Annotated in this window: 10 protein-coding genes; 3 read left to right on the top strand and 7 right to left on the bottom strand. The window is 47.8% G+C overall.

The window, feature by feature from the left end; translation table 11 throughout:
- The 7 genes from L6468_RS13755 to L6468_RS13785 all read right to left on the bottom strand — a co-directional run bounded on the left by L6468_RS13755 (position 1) and on the right by L6468_RS13785 (position 11,677).
- Positions 1 to 1,896, bottom strand: a complete 1,896-nt coding sequence (locus tag L6468_RS13755) for a hypothetical protein (protein WP_237793631.1) — start codon at positions 1,894 to 1,896, stop codon at positions 1 to 3.
- Between the two features lie 21 nt (positions 1,897 to 1,917).
- Positions 1,918 to 3,981 (bottom strand): hypothetical protein, encoded by a 2,064-nt coding sequence (locus tag L6468_RS13760; RefSeq protein ID WP_237793632.1) that lies wholly within the window; start codon positions 3,979 to 3,981, stop codon positions 1,918 to 1,920.
- A 35-nt stretch (positions 3,982 to 4,016) separates the two neighbouring features.
- Positions 4,017 to 5,846 carry a hypothetical protein gene (locus tag L6468_RS13765; RefSeq protein ID WP_237793633.1) on the bottom strand — a complete coding sequence of 610 codons (1,830 nt, stop codon included), beginning with the start codon at positions 5,844 to 5,846 and terminating at the stop codon, positions 4,017 to 4,019.
- Entirely contained in the window at positions 5,843 to 6,925 is a 1,083-nt protein-coding gene (locus tag L6468_RS13770) for a hypothetical protein (protein ID WP_237793634.1), read from the bottom strand. The genes L6468_RS13765 and L6468_RS13770 overlap by 4 nt, the downstream gene beginning before the upstream one ends.
- A 32-nt stretch (positions 6,926 to 6,957) precedes the next feature.
- Positions 6,958 to 9,348: a hypothetical protein gene (locus tag L6468_RS13775; protein WP_237793635.1), complete on the bottom strand. Its 2,391-nt coding sequence runs from the start codon at positions 9,346 to 9,348 to the stop codon at positions 6,958 to 6,960.
- Between the two features lie 150 nt (positions 9,349 to 9,498).
- Positions 9,499 to 10,824 (bottom strand): DUF3575 domain-containing protein, encoded by a 1,326-nt coding sequence (locus L6468_RS13780; protein WP_237793636.1) that lies wholly within the window; start codon positions 10,822 to 10,824, stop codon positions 9,499 to 9,501.
- 160 nt (positions 10,825 to 10,984) lie between these two features.
- Complete coding sequence (locus L6468_RS13785; protein WP_237793637.1) at positions 10,985 to 11,677, bottom strand: SIR2 family NAD-dependent protein deacylase; 693 nt, start codon at positions 11,675 to 11,677, stop codon at positions 10,985 to 10,987.
- Between the two features lie 127 nt (positions 11,678 to 11,804).
- Here L6468_RS13785 and L6468_RS13790 point away from each other — a divergent pair, with 127 nt between their 5' ends.
- Genes L6468_RS13790 through L6468_RS13800 form a run of 3 tightly spaced genes read left to right on the top strand, consistent with a single transcriptional unit; the run spans position 11,805 to position 14,274 of the window.
- Positions 11,805 to 12,650: a DUF3737 family protein gene (locus L6468_RS13790; protein ID WP_237793638.1), complete on the top strand. Its 846-nt coding sequence runs from the start codon at positions 11,805 to 11,807 to the stop codon at positions 12,648 to 12,650.
- Positions 12,647 to 13,810: a MalY/PatB family protein gene (locus tag L6468_RS13795; RefSeq protein WP_237793639.1), complete on the top strand. Its 1,164-nt coding sequence runs from the start codon at positions 12,647 to 12,649 to the stop codon at positions 13,808 to 13,810. The genes L6468_RS13790 and L6468_RS13795 overlap by 4 nt, the downstream gene beginning before the upstream one ends.
- The gene (locus L6468_RS13800) at positions 13,801 to 14,274 is read left to right on the top strand and encodes a C-GCAxxG-C-C family protein (protein ID WP_237793640.1); all 474 of its coding nucleotides are present in this window, start codon (positions 13,801 to 13,803) and stop codon (positions 14,272 to 14,274) included. Before L6468_RS13795 ends, L6468_RS13800 begins: the two co-directional genes overlap by 10 nt.
- Positions 14,275 to 14,279 lie beyond the last annotated feature (5 nt).

Raw genomic sequence — 14,279 nt, forward strand, 5'->3', positions numbered from 1 at the left:
TCAATCCAGCAACACATTCGTTGTCGTGCTATGTGTCCATTTCATTTCCATCGACACGCCAATCTCCAACTGCGGGTCACGTGTGTCGGGCACCACATTCCATGCGCCCTTCAGGTCACTCACCACACAGGTCACCTCTGTATAGCCATCCTGCGAGAACACACGGTTCATTGTGTTGTCGTCAGCATTATAGCCAGTAGCTTTCGCAGGGTCAAGTTTCGCTGTCATATAGAATTTCGAGCCATTCAAAATGATACCATTAGCCCCGACAAAGTCAACGCCACTCCTGTTTTCAAACTCCAGTATCAGGTAGATCACCTCATCCTTTCTGGTAGGCAATACCAAGGTATTGGCATAGGCCGTAGCGACATTATACGGTAACAAATAAATTGTCTTGTTATCTTCATCAATAATCCGTGGGTCATAAACCGTATGTTCGTCGGATGATGCCAACGGGTCAAAATTATACGCCACATCATATTGCGGACCAACAATAAGTGCCGTCAGGGGGAAGTTCGTTCCAGTCAACATGATCTCATGTATATTTCCCCGGTCAAGCAATCTCAGCGGACTTTTTAAACAAACACGCAACTGGGCCACACCATAGTTGATAGCATCCTTGACGGCTATCGACTGTGTTTTTGAATTGACCACAGCCGATGAATTCTGATATTCATCCAGAATCTGACTCCAGCTATTAGAAGACACATAATGCTCCTGTTCTGAGTCGGTATCCGATGTCTTGATACGGCTATTGCCATAATAGCACAGTAATGGAGGATAACAGATACGACTGGCACTCAACACCTTTGCAGAAGCCTTTGTTTGCAATACCACCTGAAACTGTTGTGCATCAGCATTCCACTGGATAGCAGCAGCGCCATCAGGCAGTTTGAGACTTGTAGGATACTGATTCCGAGGAGTCTTCAGACTAACGGTTACGTTACTTCCATAACCGCTTAGTTGCACAAAATCCGAATTATTTATTGCTGTACGAATAGCTTTTGCCAGTTCTCTATATGGATAAATGGTGCCTACGGGTGTCGGAGCATTACTGCTAACGTAATAACTCACTGCTGTAGGATCAGAGGTAGCCACCTGATAGAGTCTGTTATAAAGAGCTGTCAATAGGCAACTGACATGTTGTGAAGAACCACCCATCACTCTATCGTCATTTGACAGAAGCGAGAAAGCATCAGCCAGCCCCTCATGCTCATAACTGTCTGGATTACTCCACACATAGACTGGATGACGCAACACGCGGTAGAAGATATCTCCATAATAGCCTTCCGGCAACTCATAACGAATCGTTGCAATACCCGTCAGGAAGTCAGCCAATTCCTGCGCTACAGAAGGAATTCCGGTTTCTGTATAGATAGGATTCAGCGAGAAGGTGATGTCGCTTGGCTTGGTATGGTTCTCAATATCTTCAAATCCAGAAAGAGAGCCATAAGCGAAAGGATCCGTGCCAGCAGGAGCATGTCCGAAAATAAGGAATGAAGCCGTCTTACGAGGTACGTAGACGGGCTTATAGAAGGCTGCATTGTTATTATTGATGAGACGCGTCTCACTGATATAACGCCCCAGTTCAATGTTCTTCTTCAGAGGGATGTCATTAGGCCCAATCACCCCTTCCGTGGCATAAGGAATCAGGAAAAAGTCTGATATTCCCCGAAAAGTGCCATTAGTCTGTGTGGCATTAGCAGACATACGTGTCTGTCCCGTATGTCCTTTCTCAAAACTGACTCCTAAACCTACGGCAACAGAGTCTACGATTCCAAGAGGAGAGTTTTCAGAAGAATCGTCGATGGTCTGATCAACGAAAGTACACGCGCTGAATGCCTGCGCCAGAAGCACAGGCATCAGCAACATGCGATATAATCTTCTTCTAATCACTCTCTGCCAGATTTAAATAAATTAGATTTCTGGATTCAGAATCAATCCCTCCTGCCATTCCAAGTCGACAGAAGTACCCAGTTCGATACCAGGACTTGTCAGGTCAGGCACACCATTGGTGGCGCCACCAAGTCCCTCGGGATTATTGGGCGCATCAGGATATTTTCCTGTCTCCTGATCAGGCGTCACATGGATATCCACCTCACCATCATTATCGATATCCCAACCGGGACCACCATGAACAGGGTCTGTGATGAATACATCATCATTTCCGTCGCCATCGATATCGTAAGGATCCACTAATCCGTCGCCATCAACATCAACACCGGTGGGAACACCATTCTCGTCCTTGATATAGACATCAGGCGTGCCATCATTGTTGCGGTCAACAGTAGCACCACCATTTTTGATAGTCACGGTCAACTTGGTAACGTGATCTTGCATCACGATCTTATTCAGATCATCATCGTCACCCAGATTCTTATAGTTCGAAGCGGTTGTAGGATCAAGCTTTACAGCCAGATAGAATGTGCCTCCATGAGGAATTATACCGTCGAAGCCCATAAAGGCATCACCATTATTTACAAGCTCAAGGGCAGCGTGTACCACCTGATTGCTCTTTGTCTCCAAGGCAAGTGTCTGATTGGCAGAAGTAGTATAGTCGGCTTTGGCAATGATGCTGTTTGACGACATCATACAGTCATAGATAGCCATATTTTCATCACCTTTGGAAGCAAAGTCATACCCCACGCTGTTCTGTCCACCTATCAGGATACCTTTCAAGGTATAACCAGCAGAGACATTCACCTCCTTACTGTTACCGTCATAGAAGGTGCCACTTCCCATCTTCACCTTGGTCTGCAAGCGACCCACGCCATAATTGGCAGGGCTACGCAGGGCAATGGAACGCGTACCGGCTTCCACCTCATCCTCAGCACCACTATATACCGAATTAATCACGCCACTCCATGTGCCTGCATTATCATATTGGTCAGATTTCTTCTCTGTGGCAGCCTTCAGCGGGGTATTGGCATAATACCACAGGGATGCAGGATATACATAGTCGGTTATCTTCATCCGGAAGCCCTTGCTATAGTTGGCAGTGATATCCTCGTAGATCTTTGATATCTGATTCCAGCGTAAGCGAACGGCACCATCAGGCAGACCGATATTTCCAGGATAGCCGCTATAAATGCTTACCAGGTTCACAGGATCATTGTTGACTGGTTCTGATGCACAGGCAGACAAAATCTTATTCTTGATAGCATCGGCCAAAGGACGGGCAGGATCATTGCTCTTCACGATATCCATCGAGAAATAGAGTCTGCTCAACATGATAGCCATCGAATTGGAAGAACCGGTTGTCAAGCCCAGGAAATTTTTATAGAGGGCTGCCAACGGCAAGTTATTGGTAGTGCTCCATTTATCATTAGGAGCAGCAACACCCGATACACTGATATTTGCCAGTTGTGTCAGGAATGCCACAATAGCCTGTCCTGTGGCGTCACCTGCCTGAGCAGCAGCATTGGTGTTGATCTGAACTGGCGAGAACAGGATGTCGTTGACAGTTGTAAACTCATCGTCCGACAAGCCTTTCGCATTCAGAATGCCATATTTGAACTTATCGCTTCGTAAACTGATAGCCTCATCGGCAGCATTATCTATAGCCTTGCCATAGAACAGGAAGTACTTGGTACCTACTGGTACGAACTTATCACTATAGACCTTGTAGTTCACGGCACCAGGACTACTCAAGGCGGTGATGGAACTGAGTCGCATGATGTCGGTGAGCTTAGCAGATGACGTAGTAGGCTTCGCATCAAAAGGAATCAGACGGATATTATCGATGCCGCGGAACTGGCTCACACTGCCGCTCTCCTGTGTCACATCGTTACTCATACGGGTAGTACCAACCACCGATCGGGGTATAGAGATGACAAACTCTGATTTTACGCCAGCCTGACCATTTTCATTATAAACAAGCTGCTCATTAATCGCATCGTCAGACGACGAGCAAGCGGTGAAAACCATCGAGCCACCAAGGACGACAGTCATCATTGAGGTAAGTGTTTTAGATTTCTTCATATCGTTATCATTTTGGTTATTTCATTATCATAGTTTTACCATATTACTGGCTCTAACGGAACATCATCATACCAGAGTCCCTCCTCCCATTTCAAATCAACACTCAGGCCAACCATCGGACGAGGTATCTGCATATTGGGTAAGCCATAGGTTGCCTCTGCCAGACTATTGATTGTGATATTCACAGAGGTATATCGGTCTTTGCTGACAATCTGATTCAGCGTCTCACTATAGTTGATGCCATCCTGAGGCTTCATAGATGCCACCAGATAGAAGGTGGCCCCTTTTACTATCACGCCATCAGCTCCTTGGAAGTCATCACCATTGTTTACCAATTCCAAAGCAATGAGGATGGCTGTATTGGGAGCCGTACCGAGTGCAAGGATATGATCCTGCTCAGTAAAATAACGGCGTTTCAGAGGTTGCGGTCCTCCGTTGACATCTGTATCATAGATGGCATAGGCACGACTGGTTGTCATGGGCTGAAAGTCATAGTCCACCTCATGCTGTCCGCCCACCACATAGCCTTTCAGGGTGAACATGCCATCAAAAGCAGGCACATAATTTCCTTTCGCATCATAGATGGTGCCAGTACCAATACGCGTTTTTACTGCTATACGTCCTACGGCATACTGCACCTGCTGAACCATCGCCACCGACTGAGTCGTTGGCTGAACGGTCTTGTCGGCACCGGCATAGCCATTGTTAATCAAGTCTGTCCAATTCTTGTATTGGGTTGTATCCGCGGTCAACGTATCGCTACTTGCAGGCTCAATCTTATTGATGACCTGCTCTTCAGAAGCCAGCAAATCAGAGAATACCTGATACTGCAGGTTCATAGGGTAGACATAGTCGGTGACTGACGTAGCATTAAGGTTATTACCATAAGTATAAGTGCTGGGCACCACGAAATGTTTCTCTGCTGCGTTCCAGCTGATGCGGGCAGCACCATCAGGCAGGTTGATGTCAGCAGGGAAGCCCAGATACTCATCTTTCAAGATAAGCTTTTTATTGGGCGAATCAGGCACCTCCACACAGCAACTGGCAATCTTCGCAGATATAGCCTCTGCCAATTCCTTTCCCTGTTCATCGGGGCTTTCCATATTCATCATCCTATAGACATAATCCAGCATCGTCTGGATATGAAAAGAAGATAGCGTGGTCAGCTGCACCATCTGCTGCCAGGCCTCATTCATGTAGAGATTGCCTGCCGTAGGCCAGCAGTTATTAGGAGCAGCCACATCCACGGTGGTATTCATCAGGTCATCCAGCAAACGGAGAAGAGCATGTCCTGCAGGACTGTCGCCCAAGCTGTCCCTCGATGTGCATATCTGTACAGGACGGAAGCGGATACCACTATTTCCCTGATAAGAACTGCGACCTAAGCCCACCGTCTCTATCACACCATATTTCATACGCTCTGCGTGTGTCTTGGGCGCATCATCGGCACGGGCATAGAAACCAAAGTGCGAGGTACCCACGGGGATACTTATCTCCTGACAGAGGGAATAGTCTTCCTCTGTAACAGTATCGTTGACCTGACTGCCAGAGGTTTTAATATCAATAATGTTACCCAGATTATTCGAGGACTGGGTAGGATACTGATTGAAGCAAAGCATGTGTACGTCGGACAGGCCACGGAAATCGTTCTCATCACTATTAGCCTGCACGATGTCCGACGACATACGGGTGATGCGATGCATGTTGGCAATGCGTTTGGGCAGAGAGATTGTCAGGTTTGCATTCACCAAACGCAAGGGCTGGCCTGCCCCCTGATCATCATCAGAAGTGCAAGCCATCATCAGAAACAGCCCCATCAGTACTGCTCCCATCAACACCTTATTATAATAATATAGGCTCCTCATGTCTCTATTTCCAATCCATCTTTCCAGTCAAGCGTCACAGAGGTACTCACCTCCGAACTGCCACCATCCACCTCTATACCACCATTACTGCCTATCCTGCACTTGATAATCTTCAACTGACCAGCACGCAGAGGCTCCTTCACTCGCAGTACTGTCTCTGTAATAGTGCCGTCTGATTGTGGCACATAAACACGGAGTTCCCACAAGGCATTCTCATCGGGCTGAGCGATAAACGGCTCTTCAGTCTCTATCACCGTACGGGTAGCCAATGGCTCTCGCGAAGGGAAGGTCACCGAACAGAAGGTGAGGTTATCATTCTCTGACTCCCTATGCAGCAGTTTTGTGCGTACTATAGGCGAAGGATTGCTGAACACGTAAGAACTGTCAGCAATATTAAATGCAGTGGCGAAGCCAGTAGAATAAACCTTGATGCCATCGGTGCTATGACCCTGCGGGTCCATCACCAAGGCAGCAGCACAGTTGGACATATACAACTTCACGTTAAAGGTCTGGTTAATACCCTCAATCATCTCCATGAGCTGACGGGCCGTAAACAGCCCCGTTGTCTGCGAGTCGATAGTGTCAGGAATCGACGTTGCTCCTCGTGAGGTAGCCAGGTCTCTCAAAGCCACCTGCGCCGTATAGCAGCGATCATCATACATCAGGTCAACAAGTGGGTCGTCCACAATATTGGCCACAGCCAGGTGCATATACTTCTGGCGAGGGATGTACAGTGTGTAACTATGCTGGTTGGCATCCATGATATGCTCATCATGATGCAGGCGAGCGGAGTCACCCTTGGTATCGTAGAACGACAAGTCCACATCGTGGGCATAGTCGGTGAAGATATCCGACAAGTGAGCACGCAACACGGAAGCCACACTGACATCAGTCTCTGCCGTGAGTTGTGTCTGCACCTCCGTCGTCATATTCGTGATGAGTTGCAACTCATAGTCCAACTGCGTACAGTTGTCCAAGTTGTCGTCAATCATCGAGCAACTTGTGAAGAGGCATAGAACCAGTAGGCAAGGTGCCATCATCTTGCCTATCTGGTTCCATATGTTCATATACCTCTTCATATTATTCGTCACGCATGTACGCGTACACTATATTATTGTCCGCCTCCAACATTTACATCACCGAACTTCAAGCCTTCACGCCAGTGGAGGTCAACGCTCAATCCAAGTGAGATCTGAGTAGAACGCAGGTCAGGCACAGCTACGAGGGCATACTTCAAAGAGTTCTCTGTAAGCACGAAGGTCACGTCTGTCATGTAGTCCTGCATGAATACGCGGCGTTCCTTAATGGTCTTGGAATCAAGGGTTGGATCATGAGCGGCATTTGCCTGATCTGTTGTGTAGTAAGGAGGCATTTCGTAGGTATCTGGCCAAGTAATACCGAGTGACTTGTCGTCAATAACCTGTTGTGCAGTCTTACCCTCAACTGAGACTGCATCCGGGTCAAGCTTGGCTGTGATGTAGAATGTACCTTCTTTGCGGATGAGGTTGTTCATTCCCCAGAAGTCCTTACCTGACATATTCTTAAACTCAAGGGCTACATATACCACACGCTGAGCCGAACCTTTGAGGTCGTCATCCCAGTTATCCCACAAGAGGGTGTAGTTGTAGGCAGAGGCACCGCCACCAGCAGTACCTGTTGCCATTGGAATAGTTCCATCTGGGATAGCGCTGTCATATACCATACAACCGAACTTAGGTTTCTGTTCACCACTAGTACCATCAACGGTTGCGTCATATCGTGGCAGGAAGTTCCAGCCTACTGAGCGATTTACACCACCGATAGCAATACCTGTGAGCTGAAACATACCTGCATTTGCCACGTTAATTACGTTATCAGGCTCGTTGGCGCCGTTGTTGCGCTCATACTGAATCTGGTGGTTATTATCCTTGAGGACATTAGTTCCGTACTTCACGTTCATTCTCAGCAGGGCGTTGGCATAATTGATGCAGTTGCGCATGGCAACTGAGCGTGTGGTAGACTTCACATGCGAGTTGTCTGCCCAATCGGACCATTGAGAATTGTCATTATCTACCCAGTTTGTTGTTCCGTCAGGATAATCAGCAGTACTCTTGGTTGCGTCAGTCACGCGGATTGGACTGTTGCCAAAGTACATAAGTTCCGGTGCATAAACCCAGTTTGAGGGGTCAAAGGCTGAGGTTGAGCCCGAAGAGCCACCCATTGCGTAAGTAGGAACGGCACCCATATAGGAGTACTCAGGAGCATTAATATCCAATGTCGGGTTATAAGAAATCTGGAGTATGGTTGCACCATAAGGTAAATTGAACTCAGTCTTTGGAAAATCTGTAAATTTCTCATCGTCGCCTATCTTGTCAACCTGAGCGGCAGTCAATTCTGTAAAGGTCTTAAGGTTAGAGTTCGCTTTCCACTCACATCCAGCAGACGTGTCGAAACAAGTTGCGATATTGTTACAAACAACCCCTGCCAAACGTTTAGCCATTGTCTCCTCCACGTTAGTTGCAGATGCATCCCTTACGGCAGCAATAGTAGTATAGAGGTCGTTCATCATACGCTTGATGGCTGGTCCTGAACCGGCACGGAGTTCGCTTTCTGAGTTTCTGACATAGATTGTATTAAAGGTCACATAAGTATTTGCAAGGATTTCTCCCAAAGCTTTCATGGCAGGTGCCGACTCACCGCTCGGGTAGACTGGTTCTGTGGTCTTTGCCACGATACTGGTGATTTTGGTTCCATCGGTTCCATCTCTTGTGATAGTCACATAGTCCTGCCACCTGACGGTCCTACCTGAAGGGATTGTTCTTCCGTCCATGGTCAGGTCTGCCGGGAGAGTGTAACTTGAGCGGATAATCTTGTTCAGCACAGCAGATATCAAGGTTTCAGACTGAAGGAACTCTGTCTGCTTGTCTGAGCCGTCAGCAATAATTTTCTTGAGGCGGAAGAAATTGGCATTCATGTTACCATTTGCGCTAATTTCCATATCCACTGCACCCTGTGTCACGTCTGTTCCATCTTTGATGGCCTTTCCGTAGAACAGGAGAGTGTTGGTCTCAACTGGGAGGTTCAGTTCCACCACACGGCGCGACTTAGTCTTGTCTGTGCTGGCAGGCGCGATTGAGCCCCTACCCATAACAGCTCCGAGGTCAAACATCTTCACAACCGGTGTTGGTGTTGGGGCGTATGCAATATGCCAGCCATCCTTTACACCACTATTGTCAGTATTTCTGATTTTGTAAGTGAACAGTTTCGCATTGTCAATACCACGAAACAGTTCGGTTGATGAAGTGGTGATAGCAGCCTGAACGTTTTCAGAACTCATTCGGGTAGTAGATCCCGTACCTGTAGACACGTTAAACACGAAGTCGGCATTCACTTCATTGGTCTCTGGGTTGTAACCTGGGCTGGGGGTAACCTCCTGTGTAAGGTTATCATCAGAGCAGGCTGTGATTCCTGTGCTTAGCAGTGCTATCGCTCCTGCGTAGGCTAGTAATTGAAGCTTTTTCATTATTTGCAAAGATTTAGTTAATATTTAATTCTTTTACTTTCTTCCGAAAATCACTTATTCTGGTTAGGGAATTCGTATTATTTGGTTAGAGATTTATACTCTTCTTCTGGTAAGGTTTTCTTTCTTGCTAGTTAAGGAGTATTTTCTTAATTAAGGATTTTTTCGTTCAAGGTAAATACGCATATATCCAGAGTTACGCTGATCGGCCAGAACGTGCTCCTTGATATAGTTCCAGGTACGTCCGCCGTTGAGAACACGCAGGCGCTGTTCACGATGGTCGGCAGCGGGTTCATTATCTATGATACTGATGGCACGCTTCAGTTCAGCAACCGTAGTTCCCGACTTATCATCGTGCTTCTCTATCAGTTCGGCAATCTGGTCACGGAACTCAGCCCATGCCTCACCGCCATTGTTCAGTTCAAACATGGAGTCAGGCACTTCCACAGCATTCTGGATGTAGCGCTTCAGAGCAATAGCACGCTGTTCACCCAGCATCTCGTTGTGCCTGATTCGACCCTCGATAGAGGCGAAACCGATAATCTGAATCAGACGAACCTCTGCAGTAGAGTCGGCCACAATCTGACGCGTCAGACTGATAACACGATCCAGTGTTGCGGCATTCTGGCGGAAGTCACGCTTCAGGTCGTATTTATCCAATTCGAAGTGTACCAGCAAAGCGGCAGAGTCACGACGCATAGGTTTCGTGGGGTCGTAGGGTCGGTAATCCGAGATATCGCAAAGCACAGGATTCTCCGCCATCAACTGCTTGATGATATCAGGCTTCACTACAGGGATAGGTTCTGGTTTCATGGTATCCACTGGTATCACGACAACGGGTTCTGGCTCTGGTACAGGTTTCTTTCTTGGGTCAAATACCAGGTTCAGCGCCAACTTCGGCATCAGGAATGCCTTGTCATTACGTCCCTCATACGTACCGCAATGTCCGCAGGCATACTGCTTACTCCATGCATAGCCACCACTCATGCCAGCCTCAGCCTCCATACGGAACAGTCGGCTCAGGCGCCAAGTATATCCAAACGACACGCCCAATGCACCCAAGTCGCCCTGCAGACGTTTGTCGCGCACATCGCTATACATGCCAAATGGGAATTTCACATCGGCCACGTTGTAATGGCTATAAATCAAGTTAAGTGCCCAGTAGGTAGAATGAGCCTCGAAAACACCTTTCGTCCAGTAGCGCAACTGAGGAGCAATCAGCAAATGACGCCATTTCTTGCTAACATCATCGCTTGTTGGCCAAGGATTGAAACCGGCACTCAGGCCTCCCGACCATTGGTCGCCTAATTTCACGTCAATACCGAGGTTTGGTGTCAGCGTTAAGTCATAAAGCAGATTATTACGCACAGCCACTTTCTGGGCACTGATAGTTTCTGAAAACGCGACAGAAATTATCAGCACTACTAATAGGGCAACGCGTTGCTTTATTCTACTGTTTATGGCTCTACGCGTATACATAATTTACGCACTTTTACATTTTTAAAATACAAATATAGTCTTTTTTGACTACAAAAGTACCAAAACAGAAGATTATCCCGTTAAATTTTATTTATTTTAACGGGATTAACAAAAATTAATCAAACAAAACGAGTTTTCTCTCTATTTCCACCAAATTACTTTACATCAGTAATTGCGTCAATTCGCGCATCCCCTCACTGGCTCCTTTTTGAATCTGCTTCACCTCACTTCCAGCACTCACAGGATTGGGGTCTATAAGATAAATAGGTACACCCGGGCGCACGTAATGCAGCAGTCCGGCAGCAGGGTAAACATTCAAGCTGGTGCCTATCACGATGAAGATATCAGCAGTCTGAGCTTCTTCGGCGGCCACAGATATCAAGGGTACCGCCTCACCAAAGAACACAATAAAAGGACGCAGAAGAGAGCCGTCGCCAGCTTTTGTACCAGGCACAATCTCGCAGTTGTCAGGCGTCAGCGTCTGCTGGAAGCGCGGATTGTCCACATCACGACTGGAGCACACCTTCATCAGTTCACCATGCAGATGTATCACCTTGGTCGAACCGGCCTGTTCATGCAGGTTATCCACATTTTGCGTCACCACCGTGACCTCATATTTTTCTTCCAGGGCAGCCACCAGCTTGTGTCCCTCATTAGGTTTTACGCCCCAGCATTTCTTACGCAGCATGTTATAGAAATTTGTCACCAACGTCGGATTGGCCTCCCATCCCTCATGAGTAGCCACCTGCTGCACGGGATATTCCTCCCACAAGCCGTCAGCATCACGAAATGTACGCAACCCGCTTTCCACAGACATGCCAGCACCTGTCAACACAACAATTTTCTTCTTCATAACACACACAGTCTTAATTGTTTATTTGAGTGCAAAGATAATTAATAAATCGTAAACTGAAACATATTATTGCAGTTTTATGCAGAAAAGATTGTAACTTTGCACACGAAAAACCAACATACTAATAATGGAATTAATAAAAAATCAGCATTTTGAGGGCGAACGCCCACTATTTGAGTCGCACCATCTGCGACTCGAGAATGTCACTATTGGCGATGGCGAGAGCGCCATCAAGGAATGTTCGGACATTGAAGCCGAGAACTGCCGTTTCTGGGGAAAATACCCCTTCTGGCATGTAGATAAATTCATCATACAAGACTGTCAGTTTGATGCCGGTGCCCGCTCAGCCCTTTGGTATAGCAGCTACCTGCTGATGCGCGACACACGTATCGATGCCCCAAAGATGTTCCGCGAGATGCACCATCTCCACCTGGACAACGTTGTTATCAATGATGCCGACGAGACATTCTGGCGATGCCAGTTCATTGAGGCAAAGAATCTTGAGCTGCATGAAGGCACCTATCCGTTCATGTTCTGTGACTTCGTACGAATCGATGGTCTGAAATGCGACTCAAAATACGTGTTTCAGTATTGCAGGAACGTGGAACTGAGAAATGCGAACATCGTTACAAAAGACTCTTTCTGGGAATGCGAGAACGTCAACATCTACGACTCCGTGCTCGACGGTGAATACCTGGCCTGGCACTCTAAGAATGTACGCCTGGTGAATTGTCACCTCGTTGGCGAACAGCTCCTGTGCTATGCCGACAATCTGGTGCTCGAGAACTGTACCTTCGACAAATCGTGCGACCGCGTGTTTGAATACAGTCATGTCAATGCCGACATCCGCGGACATATTGAGAATATCAAGAACCCCTCAAGCGGACATATCGTGGCAGACAGCATCGGCAGCATCACCATCGACAAGAACGTGAAACAGCCCAACGACTGTGTGATAGAAACCAGACAATGAAATACAATTTCGATGAAATAGTAGACCGTCGCGGCACAGGCTGTGTGAAGTGGGATGAGATGCCAAATGGGTCCGTCATACCCCTCTGGGTGGCCGATATGGATTTCAAGGCAGCACCAGCCATTCAGGCTGCCTTGCGTAAACGGATGGAGCATGGCATCTTTGGCTATACTATTGTAGAAGAGCCGTACTACGGTTCTATTATCTCCTGGTTCCAGCGTCGCCACCAGTGGACCATCCGCCGTGAAGAGATTCTCTACACCACCGGTGTGGTGCCTGCCATGTCGGTTGCCATCAAGGCGCTGACAATGCCAGGAGAGAAAGTACTTATCCTATCGCCCGACTACAACTGTTTCTTTTCCAGCATCCGTAATAACGGCTGTGAGGTATCAGAGAGCATACTGCAATTCAGCAGCAGCGACAACCGCTTCGAGGTTGACTGGCAGGATTTCGAGTCGAAATGTGCCGACGAGAAAACCACCGTGTTCCTGCTTTGTAATCCTCACAACCCCACGGGTCGTGTATGGACAAAGGAAGAACTGGAGCGCATGAACACTATCTGCATGAAATATGGTGTCAAGGTGGTGAGCGATGAGATTCACTGTGAACTCATCATGCCAGGTCATCGTTTCCAGCCCTTTGCGGCTGTGAGCGAGGCCTGCCGACAGAACAGCGTCATACTGAACTCGCCCTCGAAATCATTCAACATAGCCGGTCTGCAGATTGCCAATATCATCTGCAGTCAACCCGAATGGCGCCGCCGACTGGACCGTGCCATCAATATTAATGAGGTGTGCGACGTGAATCCCTTTGGTCCCGTAGCCCTGATGGCAGCCTATAACGAGAGCGAGGACTGGCTAGACGAACTCAACGCTTATCTCTGGGATAACTACACTGTTCTTTGCGATTTCGTCGCAAAGAACCTCCCCCAATGGAAAATGACGCCTCTTGAAGGCACCTACCTGCCATGGGTAGATATCACCGCCACCGGTCTCTCCTCTCAGGAATATGCCGACCACCTGCTGCAGAATGCCAAGGTGTGGGTGAACCCAGGCACCATGTATGGTCCCCAAAGCGGCGAAGGCTATATCCGCCTGAACATAGCGTGTACCAAGGCATTATTACTGGAAGCATTAAACAGAATAGCATCATGCAAATAGACAGGGAACAACGTATCCGCAAGGCAGAGGAACTCTTTATGCAGGGTTTCAACTGCTCACAGTCAGTGGTGGCTGCTTTTGCCGATCTCTATGGTTATACCGAAGAACAAGCCCTGCGTATGAGCGCCGGCTTTGGCGGTGGCATCGGACGCCTACGCCTGTCGTGTGGTGCCTTCAACGCATTAGCTTTACTAGCAGGACTGGATTGCGGTTCGGTGACCCCTGGCGATCGCGAGGGGAAGTCCTATAATTATAAAGTGGTACAGGAACTGGCAGCACACTTCAAGGAAGAGCACGGCAGTCTGATTTGTGCCGAACTCTTGAAACTCAAGAAGGGGGCACCCCTAACCTACGAAGCCTCAGAGCGCACCGCAGAATACTACAAGCAGCGCCCTTGCGTCAACCAGATTATCTCCGCGGCACGCATCTACTGCGACTACCTAGAGAAAAAGGAATCCATGTAAACCAC

The sequence above is a fragment of the Prevotella communis genome (assembly GCF_022024115.1).
Classification (GTDB): Bacteria; Bacteroidota; Bacteroidia; order Bacteroidales; family Bacteroidaceae; genus Prevotella; species Prevotella communis.

Coding starts and splice junctions, on each gene's coding strand:
- L6468_RS13760 (WP_237793632.1), bottom strand. CDS start 3,981: ATGAAGAAATCTAAAACACTTACCTCAATGATGACTGTCGTCCTTGGT.
- L6468_RS13765 (WP_237793633.1), bottom strand. CDS start 5,846: ATGAGGAGCCTATATTATTATAATAAGGTGTTGATGGGAGCAGTACTG.
- L6468_RS13770 (WP_237793634.1), bottom strand. CDS start 6,925: ATGAAGAGGTATATGAACATATGGAACCAGATAGGCAAGATGATGGCA.
- L6468_RS13775 (WP_237793635.1), bottom strand. CDS start 9,348: ATGAAAAAGCTTCAATTACTAGCCTACGCAGGAGCGATAGCACTGCTA.
- L6468_RS13780 (WP_237793636.1), bottom strand. CDS start 10,824: ATGTATACGCGTAGAGCCATAAACAGTAGAATAAAGCAACGCGTTGCC.
- L6468_RS13785 (WP_237793637.1), bottom strand. CDS start 11,677: ATGAAGAAGAAAATTGTTGTGTTGACAGGTGCTGGCATGTCTGTGGAA.
- L6468_RS13790 (WP_237793638.1), top strand. CDS start 11,805: ATGGAATTAATAAAAAATCAGCATTTTGAGGGCGAACGCCCACTATTT.
- L6468_RS13795 (WP_237793639.1), top strand. CDS start 12,647: ATGAAATACAATTTCGATGAAATAGTAGACCGTCGCGGCACAGGCTGT.
- L6468_RS13800 (WP_237793640.1), top strand. CDS start 13,801: ATGCAAATAGACAGGGAACAACGTATCCGCAAGGCAGAGGAACTCTTT.